This is a genomic window from Kitasatospora sp. NPDC004272 (assembly GCF_053603035.1).
This window is the reverse complement of sequence record NZ_JBSGET010000001.1, coordinates 56,927-83,161: the sequence shown is the minus strand read 5'-3', so window position 1 is coordinate 83,161 and position 26,235 is coordinate 56,927. Positions and strand designations below refer to the sequence as shown.

The window sequence follows — 26,235 nt, the reverse complement described above, 5'->3', positions numbered from 1 at the left end:
GAAGGTTCCGGGAAGGCCCCCGGGCGGTTCGGGACGGATCCGGCCGTATCCAGCGCGGGGACGATGTCCTAGCATCGGCCGCATGAGTGCTGACGGGGGAAGACCGGGGCCCGGCGGGCCCGTGCACCTGCCGCCGGTGAGCAGCGCGACGCCCGACTGGGCGGCGCTCGCCGAGGCCCGGGAGCAGGAGGTGCGGCGCCGCCGCCTGCTGCGGATCGGCGGCGGCGCGCTGGCCGTCGCCGTGATCGGCGGCCTGGTGGCCGGCGCCCTGGTGCTGACCCGTTCCTCCGGGGACGACCGGGTCGGGCCCGGCGCCACCGCGTCCGCGCCCCGGGAGAGCGGCGGCAAGGCCACCGGTGCCCCCGCCACGCTGCCCGGGATGGTGCTGGGCGGCAGCACCACGATCGGCCGGACCGAGGGCCACGACGGGCCGACCCTGGTGCTGCACGGCACCGCCACCGGCTGGGCGGACAGCCAGGCCCCGGTGGTCGACACCACCCGCTCGTTCACGGTGTCCGCGGTGGTCCGCAACAACGCCCCGACCGGCGGGCGCGCCGTCGTCACCCAGGGCACCGACACCTACTACTCGTTCTACCTCGGCCGCGACTACTGGGGCACCCGCAACCAGTGGGTGTTCAAGGTGCAGAGCGCCGCCGGGGCCCAGGACACCACCACCTTCCAGGCGTTCAGCACCACCCGCGCCACCACCGGGCAGTGGACCCTGCTCACCGGCGTCTACGACGCGGACGCGAAGAAGATCACGCTGTACGTCGACGGCGTGCCCCAGCAGACCACCGCGGTGAGCGGGATCTGGGACACCACCGGCGGCCTGCAGATCGGCCGGGTCCGCTACAAGTCCAAGTGGACGGACTACTGGGACGGTGCGATCTCGAACGTCCAACTCTGGGACCAGGCGCTCCCGGCGGGCGCCGTGGACGCCCTGAAGGGCTCCGGCGGCACCACCGCGGGAACCACTGCGGAGCATTCCTGGCTCCTGCCGTAACCGGATGCGCCGATTCGTACACCGGATCGACCAGGGGAGTGGCGCTCGGACGCTGTTCGGGCAAATAGAGTATGCGGCGGGACCGGGGAGAGTACCGGTCCCGTCGAGGGCCGTGTCATGCTGCCCCGACCAGTTCACCGAGCGAGCGCACCGGACCCTGTCGTACCGGGCCGCCGGAACTCGACCATGGGAGACATCACATGACCCAGGCGATCATGTTGGTCGGCGGCAAGGGCACCCGACTCCGCCCGCTGACCACCCACACGCCGAAGCCGATGCTGCCCGTGGCGGGCGTTCCCTTCATCGCCCACCAGTTGGCCCGCGCCGCCGCCGCCGGCGTCACCCGGGTCGTGCTCGCCACCTCGTACCTCGCCGACGTGTTCGTCGACCACTTCCAGGACGGCAGCCCGTACGGCATCGAGCTGGTCTACCTCACCGAGGAGGAGCCGCTGGGCACCGGCGGCGCGATCCGCAACGCCGCCTCCGGCCTGACCTGCGGCCCCGACGAGCCGGTGCTGGTCTTCAACGGCGACATCCTCTCCGGCCTGGACATCGCCGCCCTGCGCGACGGGCACCGCGACTCCGGCGCCGACGTCACCCTGCACCTCACCCGGGTGGCCGACCCGCGGGCCTTCGGCCTGGTCCCGACCGACCAGGACGGCCGGGTGCTGGCCTTCCTGGAGAAGCCCGAGACCCCCGAGCAGATCGTCACCGACCAGATCAACGCGGGCTGCTACGTCTTCACCCGTTCGGTCATCGACCGCATCCCGGCCGGCCGCGAGGTCTCGGTCGAGCGCGAGACCTTCCCCGAGCTGCTCGCCACCGGCGCGCTGCTGCGCGGCGTCGTCGACACCTCGTACTGGCTCGACCTCGGAACCCCCGGCGCGTTCGTCCGCGGCTCGGCCGACCTGGTGCTCGGCAAGGTCGACTCCCCGGCCGTCCCCGGCCCCACCGGCGAGGCCCTGCTGCTGCCCGGCTCGGTCGTCGACCCGGCCGCCGTGCTGGGCTCCGGCACCGTCGTCGGCAAGGACGCGGAGATCGCCGCCGGCGCCATCGTCGAGGGCAGCGTCGTGCTGCCGGGCGCCCGGATCAAGGCCGGTGCGTACATCAAGGACTCCATCGTCGGCGCCTACGCCGAGATCGGTGAGCGCTGCTCGCTGGACGGCGTGGTGATCGGCGACGGCGCCGTGCTGGAGGCCGAGAACGAGCTCCCCACCGGCCTGCGGATCGCCTGCGGCACCCGCCTCCCGCTCGGCTCGGTGCGCCTGTCGGCCGGCCCCGGCGGCTGCGAGGCCGGCCTGAGCAACGCCGCCGCGGTGCACGCGCCCGGCGCCCGGGTCAACGGCTGACCCCGAGCACGACCCCTTCGGCGGGGCCGGACCGCACCGTCACAGGACGGCTGCAATCCGGCCCCGCCGTCATGATCACCCGACGGGGGGTCAGCCCTTGCGGGTACCGTCGAGACGTGGCTGGCAATCGACACGACGACGGACGGGGCGCCGACCCCCGGCACGGCTGGTCGGCACCCCGACCGGACGCACCCCGACCGGGTGCCCCCCAGGGCGACCCGTACCCGGGCGCGCCCACCGGCACCCCCGAGTACTTCACCGCCCCGCACCCCGCCCACCCCGGGCCGTCCGGGCCCGGCGACCAGCCCGGCCACACCCGGGCCTTCGCGTTCGGCGAGCAGCCCTACGGCGAGCAGCCGTACGAGCCGTACCCGTACGGCGGCCAGGACGGCCCCGGGGGCGGTCACGGCTACGGCGACGGCTACGGCTACGGGGACGGGTACGGGGACGACGGGTACGGGGGCTACGAGCAGGGCGGCCACCAGCAGCAGGGCGGCTACGACCAGCAGGGCGGCCACGACCGGGCCCCGGTGGACAACGTCGCCGTCTACCGGGCCGGCGGGCAGGCCGCGCCGCACAGCGGCGGGCCCCGGCTGCCCTGGCGGCAGCTGCTGGTCGGGATCTACCGCAGCCCGAGCGCCACCTTCGACCGGATGCGCGACCACCAGGTGTGGCTGCCCGCGCTGTGCGTGTCGCTGCTGTACGGCGTGCTCGCCGTGTTCGCCATCGACTCCACCTACGACCAGGTGGTGCACTCCACCTTCGCCGTCGCGCTCTGGTCGCTCGGCGGCGCCGCGCTCGGCTTCACCCTGGCCGGCGGGGTGCTCTCCGCGGTCACCTACGCGCTGGCCCGGCAGTCCGGCGGCGACGGCCCCTGGCAGTCCACGGTCGGCCTGGCCGCGCTGATCAGCTGGAGCACCGACGCCCCGCGGCTGCTGCTCGCGCTCTTCCTGCCGGTCGGCAACCCCGTCGTGCAGGCGGTCGGCTGGGCGACCTGGGTGGGCTGCGCGGTGCTGCTGACCATCATGGTGCGCCGGATCCACGACCTGCCCTGGGGCAAGGCGGCCGGCGCGGCCGCGGTCCAACTGCTGGCGCTGCTCGTCCTGATCAAGCTGCCCACCCTGGGCTGACGCCGCCCGCGGACCGCTCCGGCCGGGGGTCCGCCGGGGGTTTGTAGGGTGGGCTGTCCGGCCCACCCTCACCCTCGCACCCGCCCGGAGCCCGCGCATGAGCCTGCCCACCACCCACGTCAGCTTCCCGGCCGGGGCGGTGACCGGGGAGTCGCCGGTCCTCGCCGTGCACGCCCTGCCCGACGGCCGCACCGCGGTGGTCACCGCGGCCACCCCGTTCCACCCCGTCGACCACACCTGGCCCGACCAGCCCGCCGACCACGGCACCCTCACCGTCGACGGCGCCGCCCACCCCGTCGTCGACTGCCTCACCGGCGCGACCGGGCCCGGCGGCGAGTTCACGGTCGGCGCCGACATCCCGGTCCGGCGCGGCGACGAGGACTGGGCCTGGCTGGTGCTGCACGTGCTGCCCGCCGGGGCGCTCGGGCCCGAGGCGGTCGGACGCACCGCGCACCTCGCCGTCGACGCCGACCGCCGCGCCGCCCTCTCCGCCGCGCACACCGGCTGCCACCTGCTCGCCCTCGCCCTGAACGCCGCGCTCGCCCCGCGCTGGCGCAAGGACCCGGGCCGCGCCGACGCCCTCGGCCACCCCGACTTCGACAGCCTCGCGATGGCCGGCTCGGTGATGGACACCACCGCCAGCACCGACACCTACCGGATCGGCAAGTCCCTGAAGAAGAAGGGCTTCACCACCGAGGCCACCGACACCCTCCCGGACCTCGCCGGGGCCCTCCCCGCGCTCACCGCGGACGTCAACGCCCGCCTCGCCGCCTGGGTCGCCGCCGACGCCCCGGTCCGGATCGACACCCCCGGCCCGGAGCTCACCGCCCGCCGCCGCTGGCGCACCGACCTCCCGGAGGGCCCCGCCGACATCGCCTGCGGCGGCACCCACCTGCACCACCTCGGCGAACTCACCGGCCTGCGCAGCACGCTCACCCTCACCGCGGACGGCACCGAACTCGTCGCCGTCACCACCCCCGTCCGCGGCTGACACCCCCCGGAACGCACGGAGGGCTGGCCCCGGTTCGGCCGGGACCGGCCCTGGTCGCGCGCGACCCGGTCAGACCTGGGTGCGGTGGAAGTTCAGGTGCGAGCGGGACGCCGTCGGGCCGCGCTGCCCCTGGTAGCGCGAGCCGTAGCGCTCCGAGCCGTACGGGTGCTCGGACGGCGAGGACAGCCGGAACAGGCACAGCTGCCCGATCTTCATCCCCGGGTACAGCTTGATCGGCAGCGTCGCCACGTTCGACAGCTCCAGCGTCACGTGCCCGCTGAAGCCCGGATCGATGAAACCCGCCGTCGAGTGCGTCAGCAGCCCGAGCCGGCCCAGGCTCGACTTGCCCTCCAGCCGCGAGGCCACGTCGTCCGGCAGCGTGATCACCTCGTAGGTGGACGCCAGCACGAACTCGCCCGGGTGCAGGATGAACGCCTCGTCGCCCTCCGGCTCGACCAGCCGGGTCAGGTCCGGCTGTTCCTCGGAGGGGTCGATGTGCGGGTAGCGGTGGTTCTCGAAGACCCGGAAGAACCGGTCCAGTCGGACGTCGATGCTCGACGGCTGGACCATCGAGGGCTCGAACGGGTCGATCACGACCCGCCCCTTGTCGATCTCGGCACGGATGTCGTTGTCGGAGAGCAGCACGCCCCGAGCGTACGTGCCACGGGGCGGACGCCCAAAAGCGCCCGCCCCGCGGACCGCTCCCGGTGCCCGGCTACGCCAGCGACTCCACGGCCACCAGCCGCAGCCCGCGCGCCAGTTCGTCCGCCGACAACTGCGAGACGTCCGCCGGCACCGAACTCCGCAACCGCCCGCACCGGGGACACCGCAACAACCGCCCCGGCCCCAGCCGACCCGACTGCAGGTGCTGCATCGGGAACGCGGTCGTACTGAACACGTGCCCCTCGGCACAACGAACCACGGTGCGCTGCTCCATCGGTCCCCTTCCCACACTTCCGCCGACAGCGTCACATTAGGGGATCTACCGGACACCACCCACCCTGGCACGCCGCCACCGGAAACCCTGCGCTCGGCACCCCGCACCATGGGGTACAGTGGTCCTTGATCGGGCCGTCACTGACGGGCCGTCAGATGCGGGTGTAGTTTAATGGTAGAACATGAGCTTCCCAAGCTTAGAGCGCGAGTTCGATTCTCGTCACCCGCTCCAGCAGTAAAGCCCCAGGTCAGAGGCCTGGGGCTTGCTTGTTGTCTAGACCAATTCGGGGGTTTAGGCTCTGAGCTTGGTTTTTCTCGTTCTCTGCTGGGGTACGGGCAGGCAGCGGCGTCGGGGGCCCGCGGAGTTGAGGCGTAGCGGGCTTCTGGGACGGTCCTACGGCTCGGTCAAGTACCGCTTCTGGATGGGGACTTGATTTGATCCTCCGATATCTTCGTGGGTCTCGTCGATGCATGCACGTCTCCGTGCGAGCCCTGATCCGGTCCCGGGAGGACGGGCTATCGAGTCCTGGTCGTTAGTTGCGCACGAGTAGCGCACGAGTAGCTCAGGGGGTTGCCGAGGACGGTGGATCCTGTGTCCTGGGGCCTCTGTCGCCGATCGGGAGACATGAGCTTCCGAGCTCATGTTCTCCAGGACGAGTTCGGCTCCGGTCGGGTACGGTATCGGGCAGTACCAGGTCCGGGCCGCCGGTAGTACCGGGGGAACCAGCCTGCCGATCGCTTGCTTCACCGTCCGGGGGCTGCGTCCGTAACGCGCCCACCAGCGGAATTCCCCCTATTGCGGGCCCGTGGGCCCGCACCTCTACTTTCGGAGTCTTCCGTTGTCTCGTCCTGCCATATCGGCTGTCCCACGCAAGTTCCTGTGCGAGCACACTGCAGCCAAGAGCCGTGTCCTCGTCCTTGTCGACCACCCCGAGGGACCTGCGTCTCTCCAAGCAGTCCTGACCTGCCGCCAGCCGGTCCTCGCCCACCACGCAGCCCAGCTTCTCCAGTGGGCCCTTGCCGCGACGCCGCAGACGTGGCGCACGGCCGCCGTGGACCGGTTGTGCGAACAACTGCCGGACGCCCCCGCTGCCTCGTTGCGCCAAGCCGTTGCTCAGGCCCTCGCCGGCACCTGGACGGCTGCCGAGGGCTCTCTCCTTTCCCAGTCGGCCGATCTGTTCAGCGAAGCGGGCGACGGTGACGACGACACGATGGCCGAGCAGGATGTCCGTACGCCGCCAGACGCTCGACTGTCCGATCTGGCCGGTCCGGTCGTCCAGGTCGCGATACTGCGTGAGTACCACGTCTACGACGAGGACGCGCTCCTCAAAGCCGCCACCGCCTTGGGGTGGACGCCTCTGCCCGCGGACGAGTTGGACGATGTGGACCCGAAGGACATCGTTGGAGCGGTGATGTCGCTTGCCGGCGACGGCCACGAGGTCAAGGGGGCCGACAACATCAGCGACCAGAGCTCGGCGGATTTCCTCCTCACCGACCGCGGGGACGAACTGGCCGACTGGAGCACGACACCAGTGGTCGCCGACTTCGGTACTGGCTGGCGCGCCACCGCCACGGAGACGGAGCCAAGTGCCGCGGTCGAGGAGTACGAGGAGCGCCCGGCCTTCGCGACGCTGTTCGCCGTCGAGCCCCTGCACTGCGAGGACCTGGAGTGCGAGGAGAAGGCTTGCCGGTGGCGACTCACCCCCCGTACCGCGGACCTGCTGCACACGGCACTGTCCGTTCTCGCCGACCAGGCATACGACCACGCCGAAGAGCTTGGCGACCGGCCGCTGGGCCATCAGGAGGCCAAGGACGGGTGGGAGTTCTTCACAGCTTTGCCGCCGCTCACCTTCGCGGCCGATCTCCAGTGGCGCCGCCGGATGGCGCGGGCCGTCGACGACCTCGCCGGCGATCTCGAACAGGGCAAGTGGCCGGAGCCTACCTGCACGGCCGAAGAAGTCGCTCTTCACCTGGCGTTGCGCGAAGCACCCGACTATCTCGACGAGGTCGAGGAGTACGAGCGGACCTCGCACCAGGACCTGCCCATTCACCGAGACGACTACGACTTCGACATGTGCGGGGAGATCTTCTTCCAGGACACCGACTTCCTCATGCTCTACAGCCCCCGGCACGACGGCATCGAAGAACCCGACACCGAGGTCAACCAGCGGCTCGGCATCGGCGACCAGCGCGCAGCGGCCTGGTTCGAACCGTTCCAGAACGTGACGCCCCGCAATTCCCGGCGCGGCTTCCGCCGCTGAGAGCCGCCGTGTCCCGCCAACAACCGCCGCGTAGGGTGAGCGCCACATCTGTGGTGGCGCTCACCCTACGGCCTATTGCCTCCAGGCCTGTGGATGGGCGGCGACGACTCAGGTCATGCACCAGCCGGAGTCGCACCCGCTGTCCTCAGCCTCCTCGGTCGGGACCTCATGCTCGAAAGGGATGGCCTCCGCCAGCGGTTTGCCGTATCGGGTGAGGTAGACCGGGTCGCGGCCGAGGTCTGCGCGTCGGCCGTTCACGGTTTTCTCGAGCGCCACTGCCCGGGCGAAGAGCTCTGGTTCTGCCTGTCGCTGCCGACGCCATGCGTCAACGGTACGAAAAGGGCAGAAGAAGCACGAGCTCTTCGGCGGTACGGGGAGGCCGGCGTCCTTGATGATCTCCTCGCAGTCGTTGCGGCGCAGGCGAAGGTCGAGCAGCGGGTACTCGATCTGCTCGTACGGTTCGCTTCGGCGCCGGTTCGCCCGGTGGATCTCGTCGATGGAGATGCCGATCCCGACGGTGGCCGGAGCATCGGCACTCGCCCCGTGCTGCCGGAGCCACCGTCCGATCACCTTGATCTTGAAGTCCGTGGTGCAAGACCTTCGCCCGGGTGCCCCGTTCGCCATCCGTACGGGGATGGGGATGGAGCGGATGCCCGGCCTGGTCAGTCTCTCCATGAGGGTCTCGGTGGTGCCGTCGCGTCGTGTGCGCCGGAGCCGGTGCAGTTCGAGTCCGGCGTTGGCCGCGAAGGGCGCAGCGACTTCGTGGATGTAGGCGAGAGTCGCCGGGCGCTCGCTGTCGTCGCCGACGTTGGCGAACAGGAACGTGGTGTAGTCGATTTCGCGTTTGGCGGCGAGAACGAGGAGCGCCGTGGACTGGACTCCTCCGCCGTAGGAGATCGCTCTCACGGGCCGACCTCCCGTCCACAGGGTGTGGACAGCACTCTGCCGGTGAAGGGGCGCCGTGGTGGCGCAGGTGTCGCGTGACATGGAGCCCTCTGGTGAGAGTTGGTTTAGATGTGGGAGATTCTATGGATAGAATCTCAGTTATCAACTGTTTCTCTCAAATGGGCGTGAGTGCAGGCGCGCGAGAGCATGGCGAGCGCGTGGTGGGCGTGGAGCGTCTACCGCTTCGGCCGGATGACCGCGGCGTGTCCCTCGGACAGCACCTCGGCGATGAAGGCGGCCGCTTCCTCCTGCTCGGTGCTGGAGAATGTCTGCGCTTCGGGTAGCGGCTTCTTGGGTGGCTTCGGCTGGCCGGTCGCCTTGCGGCCCCGTGGCTTCTGCGGGGCGTGCTCGCCAGCCTCCACCCGCTCGATCTCTTCCGCCACAAGGCCGCGTTCTCGCTCAGCGGCGTCCGCCGTAATGGTGTTGAGCAACCAAAGGGGAGAACGGGAGAGCACGAGATCGGCCTCGACGATCCGCTTGCGGTGTCGCCACCGGGACACTGTCTGCTGGTCGGTGCCGAGAATCCGGGCGACTTCCTGGATTCCTACGATGGCGGGGAGGAGCTCACGGCTCTCGAGGCGGTATCCACCGGGGATCTTCGCCTCGTACTGTCGCAGACGCTCTTCGGTGACGTGTCGGCCGGCGTGCCCGTCCAGGTCGAGGATGGTGTCCAGCAGCCAGTACGGGTTGCCCGAGGCGACAAGGTCCGGCGTGCTCAGTGTGCCGTCGACGTGCCACTTCGCAGATGTCTGGCGCTTGATCCCGAAGAGATCGGCGATCTCGCCATGCCCCAGCAGATACGGAATCCGTACTGCTGCCATGTCTTGTGCCTTCTCCGCCGTACGCGCCACGATCGAGCCCGGTGCGGGCAGCATCAAGATACCGTGCTGCTCGACTTCGCACTGGGTGCTGTGCTCGAGCCCAGGGTCGGCAGGAGCCGGGCGGTGCGACCTTGGCCGCGCCGTCCGACTCCCGGCTGCGCTAAGTGAGTTCCTTGCCCTGCCGGATCTCCCAAGGGCCGGTGGGCACGAAGTGCACATCGTCGAAGTACTGGAGCCAGGCTGCGATCGTCTCGACCGCGCGCTGGGCCTGCTCGCTCGTGAGGTCACCTGCGTCGCGCAGCGAGTCCTGAGCGTCGGCCAGGTTGACCCGTCCGGCCGCCGTCAGCCCTTGAAGCTCCGGCAGCGCGTGAAGCCGGGCGAGGACCTGTGTGCCGAAGGCCTGCTCGTCGAGCCCGGGGCCGATGTCGAGGTAGGCGAGGTCGCGAAGCACGCCGGCCAGTACGTCGCTGCCGATGTGGCGGTGGCGACCGTTGTAGACCCGGTAGAGCCGTTCCGGGTTGCGTGTCTCGGGCAGCCACTGCGCTGGCTGCTCGTCGAGGCCGGGCACGATCACTCGGGGGCTGTCTTCGTCGTCCCGCATAAGGTCGGCCTGCTCGCGCAGCTGCTCGGCCAGCTCCACGGTTCCCGGCACCGAGGCGACGTCGAGCGTGGCCAGGACGCGCTGAACCTCCGGATGGGCTGTGGTGACCTCAACGAGCAGTTCGACATTTGCCGCCGGCACTTGCCCAGTGGCCTTGCCCGTGAGGTTGGCGGATCCGACGAGGCACCGGTCGTCTGCGACGTAGAGCTTCGCGTGGAGGTTGTGGCACAGCCGGACGGTGGCGCGTCCGTCCTGCTGCGCCAGCTCAGCGATCTCCGGGTCGGACACTCCTGCCGCGATCTCGGACACCGACCACCGGGTGATGCAGGTGATCTCCTCGACGCCAGCGGGTATGGCGTCGAGTGCCGCCCGGAAGACCTCCTTTTTGATGAAGGGGGCGACCAGGAGGATACGGTCAGTGGCGGAAGCGAGGTGCTGCTCGATCTGGCGCCAGACGTGATCGACCGTCACTCGTCGTCCTCGTCGTCGGCGTCGCTGGCGCCGAGGAACTCGCTTGCGAGGCGGCCCCAGTCCTGGCGCATCCGCTTCGCACGCTCGCGGGGCTTCTCGGGCTGCTCGTCCTCGAACCTGGCCCAGGAGATCAGGAGGAGCTTGAAGGCGTTGGCCGCGGTGGTCAGGCGCGCGGCGAGTTCTTCGCGGCTCGCGCCGTCGATGTCTCCGTCGAGGACGGCGATCAGGTCGTTGTAGACCGGGTGGTCCATGTTGAGGGCGACCTGAAGCATGCCGGGGATGTACTCGACGTTGAAGAAGGCCGGCGAGTCGGGGTTACGGCTAGTGAGCAGGCGGACGTGCTTGCCCTGCGACATCGTCTCTTCGATGATGCGCTGGGCATCGGCCGGATTGTAGTGGTGTGTCTGGACCAGGCTCTCGTACTGGATCTGCTTGCTGACCTCTACCGGCGTCTCCTCGGCGAGCTGGTCGGTCAGGCTCGGCCGGGTCTCGGTACGCCGGCGCTGGACCGCCACCTCGGCCTGGACCTCGACGGTCTCGTGACGCTTGCGGCTGGAGCGGGTGCCCTCGGTCTGGTGGGCGAGCTCGGTGCGCAGGCGGCCGAGGAGTTTCTCGCGGATGTGGTAGACGATCTCGATCAACGGAAGGCGCCGGTCGCCCTCCTCACGCAGTTCCTCTCGGTACTCCTCCCAGGACAGGCCTGCCGCCTCCTCTCGCCAGTTGAAGTGGGCGAGGCTGGAGAAGATTGTTGCTGCCTGCTTGTTGTTGGTGACGCCGAAGATCTCATCGAGGGCTGGGGGAAAGTCGATCTCGACGCCCCACCACCGCTCGACGGGGTCGTAGGAGTTGATCCAACCGGTGTCGAGGTCGAGCTCACGGTCGGCACGGATCAGGGAGATCCCGAGGTTCTTCGCGGCGTGCTTGCCCCAAGGGGTGTCACCCGGCTTGAGACTCGGGGCCACGTTCGCCGGCCAGGGCTGGCCCTCGATGTCAGTGCGGCGGGCTGCGTCGACGGCGATGGAGGAGCGGACCAGGACCGGGTAGTCCTGCCCGTCCGCCGCGCGGACCATGAACCTCTCCACGCCGACCTCACCGGTGTTGCCGGCCCCGTAGGCGCGGAACATGGCCTTCTTGTCGAACGGCGTGGGCGTGGAACTCGGACTCATCAGGTACAGCGGGTCGTTGGGACGAGTGGGACCGGCACCCGGCAGCTGCGCCCAGCCGCGTACGGGGACGAGCTTGATCCGCTTGCCATTCGCGATGAGGCGGCGGTAGATCCGGCCGATCAGGTTCTCGGTGTTCGTGACGGTGGTCTGCGCGCCGCGCCACTGCACGCGGGCGAGTTCGGTCCACTGCACCAGGGTGCCGGAGCGGCCGAGGCCTTCGGACAGGTCCTGCCATTCGCCCGGCACGGAGTCGAGCTTGGGCTCAGGGACCTCTTCGAGGCCGGCGGCGATCTCCTTGAGGTCGAGGTAGGTGTGCAGGGCGTTCTCGGGTCCGTTTGTCCAGGACCAGACGTCCACGCGGTCGCACTGCGAGATGCTCGAATTGGGGAGGCCGACGCCGAACCGGCCGATGCCCTTGCGCTGCTGCCGGGTGCCAGCGCCGAAGCGCAGCGACTGGCGGAGCGTCTCCGGGTCCATACCGTGCCCGTTGTCGAGGACGGCGATTTTCTCGACGCGGTACCGCGAGCGCTGCCCAGTGTGCTCGTTGCCCTCCACGACGAACAGCTCGACGAGGTCGGCCTCGGCCTCGAGACCGTTGTCGATGAGCTCGGCGATGGCGTGTGCGGTGGACTTGTAGCCGCTGTCCTGCAGCGCCTTGACCGTCAGGTCCGAGGTGACGATCGAATACTTGGATGTCATCGGGCGCTCCACACGTCCTCCCAGTTGGTAAATGCTTCCGCTACGTCGCCGAAGCCCGGGAGCCCGGGGTCGATGACGGTGACGATGTCGCAGGTCGGTGTTCCGCCTGCCTTCGGTCCGCGGATGACCCGTCCGACCATCTGGCTATAGAGGACCAGCGATCGGGTCGGGCGGGCGATGACGGCTGCGCTCGCGGCGGGCGCATCGAATCCGGTGGTCAGGACGCCGTAGTTCGACAGGACCATCGGCCTGCTGCTCGTGCCCTTGAACCGGGCGATGGCCCGGTCGCGGTGGCGCGGAGAGGATTCGGCCGTTACCTGGTCGGCGTCGAGGCCGAGGGCCGACAGGATCGCCACGAGCAGGCGACTGTGCTCGACGGATGCGGCGAAGAGAAGGATCCGCTGGTGGTCCTGGCTGAGGTCGAGGATGGTGCGGACGACCTGGAGGTTCCACTGCACGTTGCCGGCGAGCCGGGCCATGAGAGTGTCGGTGATGTCGAACGAGGCGGCGAGGGCCTGCTGGTCCCGGCTGCTGAGAGTGGTGCCGGACTCGGCGGCGACCGTGCGGAAGCTCGGCCGGGCGAGGTAGCCCTGCTCGATGAGGGCGGTGACCGGGTTGTCGTAGCCGCCGATCTCCAGCATCACTTTCTGGCGAGCGAAGAATTCGGCAAGCTTCTCATCCTCGGTGAGGTCGGCCCACGTCCGACCAGGGGTCGCGGTCAGGCCCAGCAGGCTGGAGTCGCTGCGCAGAGTGAGAGCGTCGACGGTGCGGCGGTAGGTCGGGGCGATCGCCTGGTGGGCCTCGTCGAAGGTGGTGAGGGTGGTGCGGATGCCAAGCCGGTCGAGGAACGTAGGGTCGCTGCTCGCTGCGGCGCTGGCTTTGTCGAGGCCGAGCACGATGATGCCGTCCTCGATGCCGTCGAGGTCGGTCGGCGCGTCGCCCCACATGCGCACGATGGAGATCTCACGATTGCCGAGGGTGCTCCATGCCTTTTCGGCCTCAAGGGCAGCCTGCTCGAGCAGCTCCCGGCCGCGGGCGAGCCAGACCACGACGGTCGGCTCGTGTCGGCGCAGGTGGTCGCAGATGATGTTCATCCCGGTGCGGGTCTTGCCGACGCCGGTGGGCAGATGCAGGATGACCCGGCGTTCGCCGGAGTGGAGCAGCTTCTGCACCCGACTGGCGGCGAGCCGCTGGTGGGGGAAGAGCGCGTACTGCGGTGTGCTGATGCTGCGGAACGCGGCAGGGATCTCGGGCACCCGGTCGACGATGAGGCCGAGGAAGCCGAGCAATATGCGGCGCTGCTCCGGCGACCAGGGCAGGGACGCGAGAACGTCGCCGGCCGGGCGTGTGCTCGTGCTGGTGAGGCCGAGCCGGTCGACGAGTTCGGCGCGCTTCTCCAGCGGGAGCAGTTCCAGGAACAACAGGCGTTCGACCGGATCGCCGATGATCCGCTCGGGGGAGACCGCGGAGGCCGCGACCTTCCGTAGCGCCCCCTCTGTGTCCTGATCGCGGTAGAGGAGGCCCAGGAGGTCGCAGGCGTCGTCACCGAGGAGGCTGCGGATGTAGGGGAGAGGCGCCGTGTCCAGGACTGACTCAAACGCGATGCCGGGTGATCCGATCACGGCGCCGCCAGGCCGAGGTGCATCTCGCTGATGCCACCCATGCTTCATGCCCCCTTAACCGCACTTTCCGCGCACACGCGTCGGCGGCGTGAGGTCTACGCCACACAACCGACTGCGATCAAACCCTAGCCCTACGCGCCGACAGCCCGTGTGCAGTCCGGGAAGCCGGAGTCGGTCGTTGGGCGTCGGATTTGCTGAAGTTCCCCGCCGCGCAGGGACTTTCGCCCTGCCGCGATCACCGAGAGGATATGGGAACATCTGTTCGGAATGAGCGATTGAATGTCACGGAGGAGCTGCGGAAACGGGTTCCTGCGCGCCGTCGGTCGGCTGCTGCGGCTAGGATCGCGAGGAGCAACTGGTGGATGGCCTCGTACCCGAGTCTGGACTCACCAGTTCGTAGAGCAGAACAGAGCGAAGTGGGGTGGAGCGTGGCATTTCAGCCATCAGATGCGGATGTGGTCTACCTCGACTACAACGCCACGGCACCTACCCGCCCTGAAGCTCTGCAGGCCGCCCTTGCCGCAATGAACGCTGTGGGGAATGCGTCGAGCACACACCGCTCCGGCCGCGGAGCGGCTGAGCGCGTAGATCTGGCACGCCGTCAGATCGCTGGCCTGCTGAACTGCTCCCACGGCGAGATCGTCTTCACCTCCGGTGCGACGGAGGCGAACAACCTCGCGCTGCGCGCGGCGTTCGCCTCCGGCGGGCAGCTGGTGACGAGCGCGGTGGAGCACCCGGCCGTTCTGGAGACGGCGAAGGCGATCACGGCCGAGCAGCCCGAAGCGCTTGTGGTACTGCCTGTGGACGTTGACGGCCTGGTGGACATGGAGGCCCTGTGCACAGCCCTCGCGGCCGGGACCGTCGGCGTGGTGTCGCTGATGGCCGCGAACAACGAGACCGGAATGCTCACCAACCTTGAGCCCGTCGTCAAGGCTGCGCATGAGGCGGGGGCTCTGGTCCACACCGACGCGACGCAGATGGTCGGCCGGCTGCCGATCGATCTCGCCGAGACGGACGTCGACCTGCTATCCCTGTCCGCCCACAAGTTCGGCGGCCCGCAAGGAGTCGGAGCCCTGTTCGTTCGCCGCGGGGCGGCGCTTCCCTATCGCCCCCTGTTGTTCGGCGGCGGGCAGGAACGCGGCTGGCGTGCTGGAACGCTGAACGTAGCGGGCATCGCCGGCGCAGGGGCGGCAGCTGACGCTGCCCGCCTCGGGATGGCCGCCGAGGTGCCGCGAATCGCGCAGTTGCGTGACTCGCTGGAGAACGCGCTCGTTGACCAGATCGGCGACTGCCGTATCAACGGAGCAGTGGATCGTCGCCTGCCGGGTGTCACCAGCATCACTTTCCACAAGGCTCTGGCGGATGCCGTCCTCGCATCGATGCCTGACGTGGCAGCCTCGGAGGGGAGCGCGTGTTCGTCGGGTGCGCCCACGCCGAGCCACGTGCTCCTTGCCATGGGGCGTAGTCGGGAAGACGCGGACTGCACCGTCCGGTTCTCCCTGGGGCACGCTACGACCGCCGAGGATGTCGATCGGGCTGTTGCCTCGACGGTTCAGGCCGTTCGCCACGTACGCGGCACCCTCGCATCTGCGACATAGTCACGCCCACCTGCTGTACCCCTGAACCTGAACGGACACGGAGAACACTTCGCATGTCAGACAGCCGGCTCGCGGAAGCCGCCAATTACGCCTTTGCGCGCCACGACACCTTCGCGCCCCGCTTCGGCTGGCTCCACAAGGCATACGTGCAGGTGAAGCAGGACCCGGAGACCTTCCTCCGCAACGATGCCCCGGTGCTCCTTGGCGTAGGCAAGAACATGGTTGTCGCCATGCGGTACTGGTCGAAAGCCTTCAAGCTGACCCGCGAGTCCTACAGCGACGAAACTAACTCCCGGGCCATGCGGGCCTATCCCACCTGGGAAGCCCGCTGGCTGCTGGACGAGGACGGCGCCGACCCGTACCTGGAGGAACACGGCAGCTTGTGGCTGCTGCACTGGTGGCTGGTGTCCTCGCGGCCCGGCGCGAAGAGCTGGGCACCGTCCTGGTACGTCGCCTTCCAACTCGCCCCGTTCGCTCGCTTCACTGCCGCCGACCTGACCCAGCTGATCGTCCGACACGTCAACCTGTCCTACAAGAAGGCGCCGGAGGAGGCGTCCATCGCCAAGGACGTTGACTGCATCACCAAGATGTACGTCCCCGTCAAGCGGACGACCAAGGGCGGTGCCCCGGGTGCGTTGGAGGATCTGATGCTTGGCCCGTTCCGTGAGCTGGGCCTCATGGAGGTGGTGGACCGTTCCACGTCCGGCCGCACGGAGTGGGAGTTCACGACCGGCACGCGCATTACGCTGCCGGACCGGGTCGTGGCCTACGCGTGCCTCGACTACGCGGCGAGCACTGCGCCTGGTGCCGGTTCTATCTCCCTGGCGCGTCTCGCCAATGAGAGCGGCGGTCCAGGACGGGCCTTCCGGATCCGGGAACCCGACATCGCCGCGGCCCTGGAGCGAGTGACCGCGACCACTCCGAACCTGAAGGTCATTGAAGCCGTCGGCCAGCGCAGCCTCGTCTTTGACACCGACCCCTTCGAGCTCGCGTGGGACATTCTCGACGCCCAGTACGACAACGTTCGCAAGCGGACGGGCTTCCCGACCCGCGACGCCTGGGACCGTGCCTACCCGAAGCTTGCCGACGCCGAGGCGCGAGAGCTGGAGCAGGATGCCGAGCAGCAGCTCCCCCTGAACGGAGATGACGAGTGACCACCGAGACCCAGCGGCCCAAGACCGCCCGCAAGACCGCCGGTGGCCTCGAGTTCCCCGCCGGCGTCGAGCTCGTCGGCTCACGTATGCGATCCACCAACCTGGAACGCGACGTTCTCGACGAACTCCACTCCCCTTACGTAGGAGCCCGAGCCCTGGACGTGCTCGACCGGCTTGCCAATGCCCTCGGCGACGCACGTCGCACACGGTCCTGGTCGTTCACCGGCGCCTACGGTTCGGGTAAGTCGACGCTCGCCAACCTGATCGATGCGCTGCTCGGGCACGACGAATCTCGGCGCGCCGAGGCGCAGGAGGTCCTGGCCGGCACTAGCAGCAGCCTCGCCCAGCGGCTGTCCGCGGCGCGTGAGCAACTGGCACCGGAGGGCTTCCTCGGAGCGGTGACGACCGCGCGCCGCGAACCGCTCGTCGCCACTCTTGCTCGGGCGCTTCACACTGCGGCCCAGCGCCGCTGGCCAAGCCGCACCCCCAAGGCCGTCTCGGCGGCGCTCGCGCGCTGTGCGGACCCGTTGACCACGCAGCCGCAGGACATCATTGCGGCGGTCACCGTGCTGTGTGCACAGCAGCCTCTGCTGCTGGTTGTCGACGAGTTCGGCAAGACCCTCGAGCACCTCGCTGGGCAGATCCAGGTCGCCACTGCCAAGGAAGACCTGTTCCTCCTGCAAGAGCTCGCCGAGAAAAGCGCCGGCACCAAGGGGTTGCCCCTCTTCATGGTGACGCTGCAGCACCTCTCGTTCACCGACTACGCCGCGCAGTCCAGCGAGCTTCAGACCCGCGAGTGGGCGAAGATCCAAGGGCGTTTCGAGAGCGTGACGTTCACCCCGCACATCGGCGACTCCGTGCAGCTGATGCGCCGCCGCCTCGATCAGTCCGGTGTCGTCGAGGACGGCCAGAAGCTCATCTCCACCTACGCGCAGGCAGCGGCAGCAGCGTGGCGCGAGCACGGCCTGAACGACGTTGCCATGCTCGACGCCCAGGACTTCACCGACCTGTACCCGCTGCACCCGCTGACCGCGGTTGCCGCTCCGCTCCTCGCATCACAGATCGGCCAGCACGACCGCAGCCTGTCCGGCTTCCTCAACAACGACGAGCCCCACACCGTTCGCCGCTCGCTCGAATCGTTCTCCAGCGACAAGCCCCGCCGCGCCAGCACCGTCAAGCTTCCCCAGCTATACGACTTCTTCCTCGACTCCGGTCGAACCTCGCTGCTGGCCTCCAGCAACGCGAGCCGCTGGATCGAGATCGAATCGCGCATCACCCAGGCCAACGGCCTGTCCACCGCCGATCAGAACCTCCTGCGCGCCATCGGCATGCTGAACCTGATTGATGAGGACGGCGCGCTGCGGGCCACCGCCGCGATGATCTACTTCGCGTTGAACGAGCCGGCCGAGGCCGCTAACCCGAAGAAGTTCGCGGCCCTCGAGGCGCAGCTCCAGGACCTCGTGGACCGAGGCTTCCTCGTTCACCGGCGCTTCAACGGCGAGTACCGGCTGTGGCGCGGCACCGACGTGGACATCGACGCGCGGCTGCGCGAGGCACACAGTCACCTCGACGAGGCCACTGTCATTCAGCGGCTCGGTGACTACCTGCCGTTCGCGGTCGCGGCTGGCAGGCACAGCCAGGTGACCGGCATGCTCCGCCCTCTGTTCGTCCAGGTCACCAGCGCGCAGACTAAGGTCGTCACCGGGCCCGACGAATTTGCCGACCATGCCGACGGTCTTCTGGTCTTCCACCTCGGCACCATCGAGGACCGGCCCGTCGTCGAATCCAACCTGCCGGTGGTCCTCGGCGTCACCGAGGAGCCGGGCCTGGTCCTGCGAGCCTCGTTCAACCTGGTGGCGCTGGAGGAACTCCACCTCGACAAGACCCTCGACGCGGTCGCGCGGCGTGAGATCAGCGAGCGCACATCCATCGCCAAGCGTGAGCTGCTGCAGCTGCTAGGCGCCGCGTTCTTCCCGCCGACCCCACGGGCGACTTGGTGGCTGTGGCGCTCCGGGATTGCTGCTGACGCGGAGCTGGGCGAGGAGATCAAGGGCCGCAGTCTCAGCAGCCTCGCCTCCATCGCCTGCGACAGGGTGTTCCCCAAGAGCCCCCGCATCCGCAACGAGATGCTCGGCCGACACGAGCTGACCAGCCAGGGTGCCAAGGCCCGCCGCGAACTGCTGACCGCCATGCTCCTTAAGTCCGGTGAGCAGTACCTCGGCATCGAGAAGTATCCAGCGGAACGTGCCCTGTACAGCGGTGTCCTCGCCTACATGGGCCTGCACCGCGAGAACACCAGCGTGGCCGACGACGGCACATCTACGTCCTTGTTGCCCTACGGCCTCTCCCGCCCGGGCCCCGCGGACGAATACACCCTGCCGGTGTGGAAGGCCCTAGAAGAAGCGCTCTCAAACGCACACGAACGTACGAGCCTGGAGCAGATCATCCGGGTTCTCATGGTGCCGCCGTACGGAGTGAAGGCCGGTGTCGTGCCCCTGCTCGTGGTGACCGCGTTGATCGTCCGCAGTCAGGACGTCGCCCTGTTCGAGGACGGCTCTTACCTGCCCCGGCTGACGCCTGACGTCGTCGAGCGCATGGTTAAGGCCCCCGGCCGGTTCGCGGTAAAGGCCACACCTGTCGGCGACGGCCTTCGGCACAGCGTGGTGAAGAAACTGTCCCTCTCCCTGAAGGTGGAGCCGCCGCGCTCCCAGGCGTTGCGCAACCCCGCCCTGCTGGCGGTGACTCGCGCGCTGATGGAGCGGGTCATGGTGCTCACCCCCTACGCGCGGCGTACCCAGCGCATCAGTAAGGACGCCATCGCCGTCCGCTCTGCCCTGTTCACTGCGCAGGACCCGGACGAGCTGCTCTTCCGAGCGCTGCCTGCCGCCCTTGGTCTCGACCCGATCACCCCGGAACAGCGCAAGAGCACGGCCGGGAACAAGGGCTACGTCGAGCGCCTGGCTGCCGCCGCGGAGGAGGTCTCCAGCGCCGACCGCGCCCTGCGCGCCGAGGTCGTCGAGACGATCGCCCGAGAATTCCGCCTCCCTGTGGAGCTGTCCGAGCTGCGCCGCGCCCTTGCCACTAGGTTGAAGGGCTTCGCTGGCGTTGCGCTCAGCCTGGAGCTGCGCGGCTTCGTCGCCATAGCTCTCAACGAGGGCCTGCCGGACGAGGACTGGCTCGACCCGATGATCGTCCGGCTGTCCCATGCTGCCCTCGGCGACTGGTCCGACAACGACGTCAAGGTTTTCCCTCGCAAGGTGCGGGAGATGGCAAGCGCCCTTGATCGCGTCAGCCACCTGTACAAGAGCAACGAGTCGGTGGACACCTCCGAGGAGGTCGAAGCACGGCTTCTCACCCTGACCGACAAGGACGGGGCGGAACAGCGCACCCTGATCTACCTGCCCAAGCAGGCCCAGCAGGAAGCCGAGAGCCTTGCTGTCAGTGTGCTGACGCAGGCTGAGAAGGTGCTGGGCCCCGACGGCGCCAGGATCCTGCTCGCCGCCCTGGCCCAGCGCGTCACCGACCCCGCTACCAGCGAACTTGAGAGGACGGAGTGACCATGACCGACACCACCGCTTCCGGAAAGAAGGTTCGGCACGTCCTGGGCCTGTCCGGCGGCAAGGACTCATCCGCCCTCGCCATCTACATGCGCGACCGAGTGCCGGACATGGAGTACTTCTTCTGCGACACCGGCGCCGAGCTGCCCGAGACCTACGCGTACCTCAACAAGCTCGAAGCCGCCGTTGGCAAGCCCATCGTGCGTCTGAACACCGACCGGGACTTCGACCATTGGCTCGAGGTCTACCAGGGCACCCTGCCCAGCCCCCAGATGCGTTGGTGCACCAAGAACCTCAAGATCAAACCGCTGGAGGAGTGGGTTGGTGACGACGAGGTCATCTCCTACGTCGCCATCCGTGCCGATGAGAACCGCCTCGGCTACGTCAGCACCAAGCCCAATATCACAGCGGTCTTCCCCTTCCGCGAGGACGGCATCGATCGCGACGGCGTCAACCGCATCCTCGACGAAGCCGGCACCGGCCTGCCCGCCTACTACGAGTGGCGCACCCGTTCCGGTTGCTACTTCTGCTTCTTCCAGCGCAAGCACGAATGGCTCGGCCTCAAGGACCGCCACCCCGAGCTCTTCGACAAGGCTGTCGCCTACGAAGAGAAGGTCCGTCACCAGAGCACCGCCATGCAGGGCCGCGACTACACCTGGTCCCAGGGCGAATCCCTGCACGACCTGATAGAGCGCCGCGAGGAGATCCAGGCCAAGCACAAGGCAAACCTCGCCCGCGCTGCCAAGCGGATCAAGCCCAACCGGCCGCTGCTCGAAGTCCTCTCCGACGCCCTGGACGCGGATGACGACGAGGCCGGCTGTTCCGTCTGCCACCTCTGAGCGCGGAAATCCCGAAAGAGTCCGATAAGTGATAATTCTTCACTTATCGGACTCTTTTCCGTCTCATAACTCCGGCTGTCACTGCAGCGTGTAAGGATGTGTGCACTCACCCCACACCTTCACCCGCCCGGAGCACATGAGGAATGGCGACACCAGACACCATCGCGTTGGCGGTCAACCGCCACCGCCTGGACGCCAGTCCTGCTCTCGAGATCCAGCTTGGCATCACGCCGATGCTGGACGTGCCCGCCCACCAGGTCCTCCAGCACGACCTGAAGCAACTCGCCTCCCCCTGGGAACGACTCAAAGCGACCGAGGGGATCGTCGACGCGATACCGGACGAGCCGGGCCTCTATATGTTCGTCTGGTCCCCGTCGATCAAGCTGTCCATGGCGGACAGGACAGCGGGCAGCTTCCACCAAGTCCTCTACATAGGACACGCAGGCGGCGCTGGCCAGATGGGTAACACGCTCAGGAACAGGTACCGGGACTATCGAAAGCACCTGCGCGGTAACCCCGAGAACCTCTGGACACGGGAACCACCGACCAACCGGGACGACCGCCTCACTCATTACCTCGCGCTGCGCCCCCTGGAGTACTGGTTCGCGACCGTCGACGACCGATCGATGATCAAGAACCTGGAGGAGCGGCTACTTCACCTCTACAACCCGCCTATCAACATCCAGGGCGGCCCGACCCTGCGCGGCCGGATCAGCTCGGTCGCCAGGCCGGCACTCCGCTCCTAGCTCAAACTCCTTTCCTGACATAGAGGTACCTCATGCCGTCCAAGACGTTCGTCCCCGCCTTCGAAGCCAAGGTAGGCAACTGGACCTACTACTCCTGCCTGATGAGCTACGCCCAGGTCGCGCGTGAGATCAACTTCGCGCATGAGCTCGGCGGAAACCGGGACCTCGGCACCATGATCCAGCGTGGCGTCGGCGACCGGACGGAGAAGATCACCGAGTACCTCCTCACCAACGAGAACCGCTTCCTCGGAGCACTCATCATCGCGGTGTGGGGTGGAGACCCTAAGTACCACTCCGTCTCGATGGACGCGGACGACCAGGCCGTCCTGCAGGGGCTGGACCGCAACTTCGGCGTCCTCACCTTCGATGGGACTCAGCAGTTCTTCGCCCTCGACGGCCAGCATCGACTCAAGGCGATCAAGGAAGCGATCAAGCAGAACCCCGAGCTCGGCCGCGAGGACATCAACGTCATCGTGGTGCCGCACTTTGATACGGAGGAGGGGCGCCAGCGTACCCGGCGGCTCTTCACCAACATCAACCGGAACGCCAAGAGCACCAACCTGCAGGAGAACATCGCCCTCGATGAGGACGACAGCTTCGCCATCCTGACCCGCCGCCTGCTCGACGAAGACGACTTTTTGAAGCGGGAGAAGGTCGTTCTCGTGTTCAGCAAGGTCGGTCAGGACGGAGAGCTCGTACTGGCCCAGCGCTCGATCAACGCATCAAGTCCCGCATGGAGCACTATCGGTGTGCTTTACGATGTCGCCAAGGAGATCGGCTACGACCTCCCCTGCACCAGCGACCAGTCCAACCAGCGAGCAACCGACGAGCTCCTCGACCAGAGCTACGAGGTCCTCACCGTTCGTCTCCGTGAACTCCTCGACGCGTGCGGAAACCTGCGTCAGCGCTACCTCGCCTCTGTGTCGCCGAAGGACCTGCGGGCGCCCAAGGGCCGGGACGGTGCAGGCCACCCGTTCATGCGGCCGGCGATCCAGGTCCAGGTGGCAAGGGTAGTGCGCCACATTCTGGAACAGGGATCGCTGGAGTGGCCGGAGCTGATGAAGCGCCTGTCGGCCCTTGACTGGAAGATGACCTCGGCGCCGTTCTCTTCCATGTGGATCGAGACGCCCGAGGGCACGAAGACCAAGGGCAAGATGGCCAGCGGGAACAACCAGCTTCTGTACGACCTTCTCCAGGTTCACCTCGCGCCGCGCTCCAAGGCCCAGATCAGCAGGGCACTGCGCGCCTACGCTGACGTGATGAAGACCAAGTACCCCGTGCCGGCGGAGGAGCTGTACGCCCTCCTTCCGGTCGACGCCGACTGAACCCAGCAAGGTGTTGGCTGGCCCGCTGTCACTCAAGATACGGGTGACAGCGGGCCCTATGCGATTGTCCGATCACGCCAGGCGATTGGGAGTTGACCTACCTAGCGGTTTCCAGGCCGTCGGAAATGGTCCGGTCAGGGCTCGTGGGCGTGGCGCATTCTGACGGCGAGCGCCTCGCTCTGTTCTCGCCTGGCGTGTCGTGTTCAGCGCGGGTAAGGGAGGCGATTTGGAAATTTCCCTGCCGCCTTTCGGATTGTCGGCCAGTCCTCCTCCCACGCTTCGACCATCAACCGGGAGTGGACTCGCTCCCATGCGTGCTCCCAATGCACCAAATCGGCTTCGGGTACGTCGCATGCTTCGGCGAGTGCCATTACGACGCGCAGTGTGGGACGCAAGTTGCCCTTCACTACGGCGCCAAGGGTCGAACGAGGTAGCCAGTACCCCCCGCCGCGCTCCGTGTGGCGGTCCCGCGAGACTTGCTCGACCTGCCGAAGAGAAAGGCCACTCTCTAGCAGCAGGTAGCGCATTGCTTGCCGGAGTTCTGCCTCGTCGATGACAAGTTGCGGCCGCGGGGGCCTGAAGCCAGACGGGAAGTCCAGTCTCAGGCGCCGGTTCAAATATTCCTCGCGAGCGGCGCGCCGCCGCAGCATCCGAGCTTTCTCAAGATCAGATCCGCATGCTTGGGCATACAATTGCACCACGCGGTCGGTCGGAACCAGGTTGCCAGCTGCAGCTCGGCTGAACGTTGACACACTGTATCCGGTTCCCGCAGCCATAACACGGTAGGTAACACCAGCGCGGTGCCGTTCTGACCGAAGCCACAAGGCGAGTTCCGCCAGGTGCGTACCCTCCGTGGTCACCGGACGTTCCGGCCGGCCCATGTGCGATTCCTACCTTCCTGCGATGCGGCGCTGACTGATCTTGATTGCGAGGCCGCCCGTGAGCGGCAGGGCTTGGACCAGGAGCGGCCGAGTATCAGGGACGAGGACCGTGGTCAGATCCAACACGATGATGACCACGATGATGATCAGAAGGTTGCTGAGGGGCGGCATCAGGGGGTGCGGCTGAGCACCCTGCCGTGCAATCTGGGGCGCCTGACGGGTGCGCTTGTTGCGAGGCATTCGGAGTCCTCCGTTGCAGGTGATGGCGTTTCACTGCCAGGTCGGCCGGGAGGGGCGCCGCCTCACGGCCGTGGCAGGCGTTCAACATGGTGCGTCGGCACCCGCGCGACGGTCCAGCCGCATGGGGTGCTCTGGCACGCTTTGTTGCGTGTCTGTCCACAACCTGGGCTGCAACAATTCCGTTGTGCGCTAGGCGGCCTGCAACCGTGATCTACGTCATCTTTCCTGGTAGGAGGTGGCATCAGCTCCGATGGTGCTCGGAGGGCAATTTGGAGTGTCCGGCTTTCCGCCGAGGGGCTTGGTGAAGGCCCGAGTCGGAGATCGAGGGGTGCGGACACTGAGGTGGGTCTCCGGTTTGGCATCCAGGCGAGCGGGAGCCATGGCCGTTGGCCGCTTGCTTGGTAGGACAGGCCCGGTCAGAGATGACTGACCCGTGGCGGAGGTCGGTGAGGATGCGGTGGTCGAGTTTGTCGGCAAGTTCGCGTTGGCGGTTGTCAGCGGAGTGTTGGTAGCCGATGGCTGCGCGTGGGGTGCTCTGGCCCATGCGGACCATGAGGTCCTTGAGGCCGACGCCTTCCTGGGCGAGGAGGGTGTTGCCGGTGTGGCGCAGGTCGTAGAAGGTGAAGTTCTCCGGCAGGCCGGGGACGTCGGCACGGGCCTTGCGAAACGTGCGGCCGAAGGTGGAACGGCGGAAGGGGGCTCCTTTCTCGCCGACGAAGACGAGTCCGAGGGGGCCGGGCTCGGCGTAGCGGTCCATGTGCAGGTGCAGTGCTTCGTCGAGGATGGCGGGCAGGTGGACGGTGCGGGTTCCGGCCTCGGACTTGGGGCGGCTGGTGGTGCGTCTGCCGTTGAGGAGTTCGGGCGAGGCGGAGGTGATGCGGATCAGGCGTCGGGCGACGTCGATGTCCTCGCGCCTGAGGGAGGCGAGTTCTTCGGGGCGCAGGGTGGCGAACGCGCCGAGGAGGACGAACAGGCGCCACCGTTCGCCGACGGCGTTGGCGAGCGTGAAGACTTGGGTGACGGTGGCGGTGTGGCGTTCGGCCGGGTGCTCGCTGCCGGCGCCGCGGATGCGGCACGGGTTGCGGGGGAGCGTCTCGTCGTCGGCGATGGCGGTCTCCATGATCGCCTTGAGGAGCCGGTAGGCCTTGGCGGCGACTGATTCGCCGTGCTTGTCCAGTTGCTCGGAGTTCCAGTGCCCGACTTCCGCGAAGGTGATGCGGGTGACAGGGGTGCTGCCGAAGGTGGGCAGGATGCATGCCTTCAGCAGGCGCAGGTAGAGCCCACGGGTAGTGGCCGCGAGGGGGCGGTTGTCGATCCAGTCCTTGGCGTAGTCCTTGAACAGGACGCCCTTGAGTGGGGAGGTGATAGGTGTGCGGCGGCCGTGGGCGAGGTCAGCCTGAACGAGTGCCAGCCAGGTCAGGGCGTCGAGCTCGGTGTCGAAGGTTTCCGGAGACCGCTGTGTCCGGCCGTTGCGGTCGGTGTAGGTCGCGCTCCAGCGGCCCGACCTGTATTGGCGGGCGTTGCCGAAACCGGCGACGTGCCTTCTGCTTGCGAGGCATGGCAGACCTTCCCGGAGGACTCCACCGGATCCTGGGAGTTGAAGGCGGCAGATGACCGGAGCGCCGATACGGCGGTCCGACTGGCCGTGCTGGGAACCTTCGGGTCGTCGGTGCTCTTGGCCGGGGAAATGCTCCCCAATGTCATTGTATGTCGCGTCCATGTCGCATGGCGGGAGCCTTTCGGTCGCATCGCTGCACACTCAGGGGAAGTGAAACGCCGCGAGCATCGATCAGGTGGCCAGTCGGCAGCCTTGCTCGCCGAGGAGCGGGCGGTGTCTCATGGCCGTTCGGTCGGTTATGCCGGGGCACGATCGAGGCGACTCCAGGGCGGCGAATCGAAA

Annotated in this window: 20 protein-coding genes, 1 tRNA gene and 1 pseudogene; 12 read left to right on the top strand and 10 right to left on the bottom strand. The window is 68.0% G+C overall.

From position 1 onward, the window contains the following. Positions 1-82 precede the first annotated feature (82 nt). From ACWEO5_RS00360 to ACWEO5_RS00345, 4 genes and pseudogenes are all read left to right on the top strand, one after another. Positions 83-1,003, top strand: coding sequence for a LamG domain-containing protein (locus ACWEO5_RS00360; protein WP_452158653.1), 921 nt, complete (start codon positions 83-85; stop codon positions 1,001-1,003). 200 nt (positions 1,004-1,203) lie between these two features. After that, positions 1,204-2,277: pseudogene (locus ACWEO5_RS00355) on the top strand (sugar phosphate nucleotidyltransferase); the annotation flags it as partial. 191 nt (positions 2,278-2,468) lie between these two features. Then, positions 2,469-3,482 (top strand): YIP1 family protein, encoded by a 1,014-nt coding sequence (locus tag ACWEO5_RS00350; protein WP_452158651.1) that lies wholly within the window; start codon positions 2,469-2,471, stop codon positions 3,480-3,482. A 97-nt stretch (positions 3,483-3,579) separates the two neighbouring features. Then, a complete protein-coding gene (locus tag ACWEO5_RS00345) occupies positions 3,580-4,473 on the top strand; it encodes a metal-dependent hydrolase (protein WP_452158649.1) in 894 nt (297 codons plus the stop codon). Between the two features lie 69 nt (positions 4,474-4,542). Here ACWEO5_RS00345 and dcd read toward each other — a convergent pair whose 3' ends face one another. Then, a complete protein-coding gene (gene dcd, locus ACWEO5_RS00340) occupies positions 4,543-5,118 on the bottom strand; it encodes a dCTP deaminase (protein WP_033250362.1) in 576 nt (191 codons plus the stop codon). 70 nt (positions 5,119-5,188) lie between these two features. Continuing rightward, positions 5,189-5,410, bottom strand: coding sequence for a hypothetical protein (locus ACWEO5_RS00335; RefSeq protein ID WP_344549707.1), 222 nt, complete (start codon positions 5,408-5,410; stop codon positions 5,189-5,191). A gap of 157 nt (positions 5,411-5,567) precedes the next feature. On the opposite strand from ACWEO5_RS00335, the gene ACWEO5_RS00330 reads away from it, so the two are divergent. After that, positions 5,568-5,641: transfer RNA gene (locus ACWEO5_RS00330), tRNA-Gly, on the top strand. Positions 5,642-6,470: 829 nt separating this feature from the next. After that, on the top strand, positions 6,471-7,670 hold the full coding sequence (locus ACWEO5_RS00325; RefSeq protein WP_452158647.1) for a hypothetical protein: 1,200 nt from the start codon (positions 6,471-6,473) through the stop codon (positions 7,668-7,670). Between the two features lie 108 nt (positions 7,671-7,778). On the opposite strand, the gene ACWEO5_RS00320 is transcribed toward ACWEO5_RS00325, so the two are convergent. From ACWEO5_RS00320 to ACWEO5_RS00300, 5 genes are all read right to left on the bottom strand, one after another. Continuing rightward, complete coding sequence (locus tag ACWEO5_RS00320; protein ID WP_452158645.1) at positions 7,779-8,576, bottom strand: phosphoadenosine phosphosulfate reductase; 798 nt, start codon at positions 8,574-8,576, stop codon at positions 7,779-7,781. Between the two features lie 215 nt (positions 8,577-8,791). Further along, positions 8,792-9,490, bottom strand: a complete 699-nt coding sequence (locus ACWEO5_RS00315) for a hypothetical protein (protein ID WP_452158643.1) — start codon at positions 9,488-9,490, stop codon at positions 8,792-8,794. A gap of 106 nt (positions 9,491-9,596) precedes the next feature. Further along, positions 9,597-10,508: a phospholipase D-like domain-containing protein gene (locus ACWEO5_RS00310; protein WP_452158641.1), complete on the bottom strand. Its 912-nt coding sequence runs from the start codon at positions 10,506-10,508 to the stop codon at positions 9,597-9,599. After that, positions 10,505-12,373 carry an ATP-binding protein gene (locus ACWEO5_RS00305; protein ID WP_452158639.1) on the bottom strand — a complete coding sequence of 623 codons (1,869 nt, stop codon included), beginning with the start codon at positions 12,371-12,373 and terminating at the stop codon, positions 10,505-10,507. The genes ACWEO5_RS00310 and ACWEO5_RS00305 overlap by 4 nt, the downstream gene beginning before the upstream one ends. Then, a complete protein-coding gene (locus ACWEO5_RS00300; RefSeq protein ID WP_452158637.1) occupies positions 12,370-13,995 on the bottom strand; it encodes a DEAD/DEAH box helicase in 1,626 nt (541 codons plus the stop codon). The genes ACWEO5_RS00305 and ACWEO5_RS00300 overlap by 4 nt, the downstream gene beginning before the upstream one ends. Positions 13,996-14,450: 455 nt before the next feature. Between ACWEO5_RS00300 and ACWEO5_RS00295 the strand changes: the two genes are divergently transcribed. The 6 genes from ACWEO5_RS00295 (at position 14,451) to ACWEO5_RS00270 (ending at position 23,214) form a co-directional block, all read left to right on the top strand. Beyond that, entirely contained in the window at positions 14,451-15,593 is a 1,143-nt protein-coding gene (locus tag ACWEO5_RS00295; RefSeq protein WP_452158635.1) for a cysteine desulfurase family protein, read from the top strand. 53 nt (positions 15,594-15,646) lie between these two features. Further along, positions 15,647-16,747, top strand: coding sequence for a DUF4007 family protein (locus ACWEO5_RS00290; RefSeq protein ID WP_452158633.1), 1,101 nt, complete (start codon positions 15,647-15,649; stop codon positions 16,745-16,747). Continuing rightward, positions 16,744-20,304 carry an ATP-binding protein gene (locus ACWEO5_RS00285; RefSeq protein WP_452158631.1) on the top strand — a complete coding sequence of 1,187 codons (3,561 nt, stop codon included), beginning with the start codon at positions 16,744-16,746 and terminating at the stop codon, positions 20,302-20,304. The genes ACWEO5_RS00290 and ACWEO5_RS00285 overlap by 4 nt, the downstream gene beginning before the upstream one ends. Positions 20,305-20,306: 2 nt before the next feature. After that, positions 20,307-21,143, top strand: a complete 837-nt coding sequence (locus tag ACWEO5_RS00280) for a phosphoadenosine phosphosulfate reductase domain-containing protein (RefSeq protein WP_452158629.1) — start codon at positions 20,307-20,309, stop codon at positions 21,141-21,143. A gap of 143 nt (positions 21,144-21,286) precedes the next feature. Next, on the top strand, positions 21,287-21,889 hold the full coding sequence (locus tag ACWEO5_RS00275; RefSeq protein ID WP_452158627.1) for a hypothetical protein: 603 nt from the start codon (positions 21,287-21,289) through the stop codon (positions 21,887-21,889). 32 nt (positions 21,890-21,921) lie between these two features. Further along, positions 21,922-23,214 (top strand): DNA sulfur modification protein DndB, encoded by a 1,293-nt coding sequence (locus ACWEO5_RS00270; protein ID WP_452158625.1) that lies wholly within the window; start codon positions 21,922-21,924, stop codon positions 23,212-23,214. Between the two features lie 203 nt (positions 23,215-23,417). Here ACWEO5_RS00270 and ACWEO5_RS00265 read toward each other — a convergent pair whose 3' ends face one another. From ACWEO5_RS00265 to ACWEO5_RS00255, 3 genes are all read right to left on the bottom strand, one after another. Then, on the bottom strand, positions 23,418-24,095 hold the full coding sequence (locus ACWEO5_RS00265; RefSeq protein ID WP_452158623.1) for a helix-turn-helix transcriptional regulator: 678 nt from the start codon (positions 24,093-24,095) through the stop codon (positions 23,418-23,420). A 9-nt stretch (positions 24,096-24,104) separates the two neighbouring features. Further along, positions 24,105-24,335 carry a hypothetical protein gene (locus ACWEO5_RS00260; protein WP_452158621.1) on the bottom strand — a complete coding sequence of 77 codons (231 nt, stop codon included), beginning with the start codon at positions 24,333-24,335 and terminating at the stop codon, positions 24,105-24,107. Positions 24,336-24,576: 241 nt separating this feature from the next. Beyond that, the gene (locus ACWEO5_RS00255; protein ID WP_452158619.1) at positions 24,577-26,055 is read right to left on the bottom strand and encodes a tyrosine-type recombinase/integrase; all 1,479 of its coding nucleotides are present in this window, start codon (positions 26,053-26,055) and stop codon (positions 24,577-24,579) included. Positions 26,056-26,235: the final 180 nt, after the last annotated feature.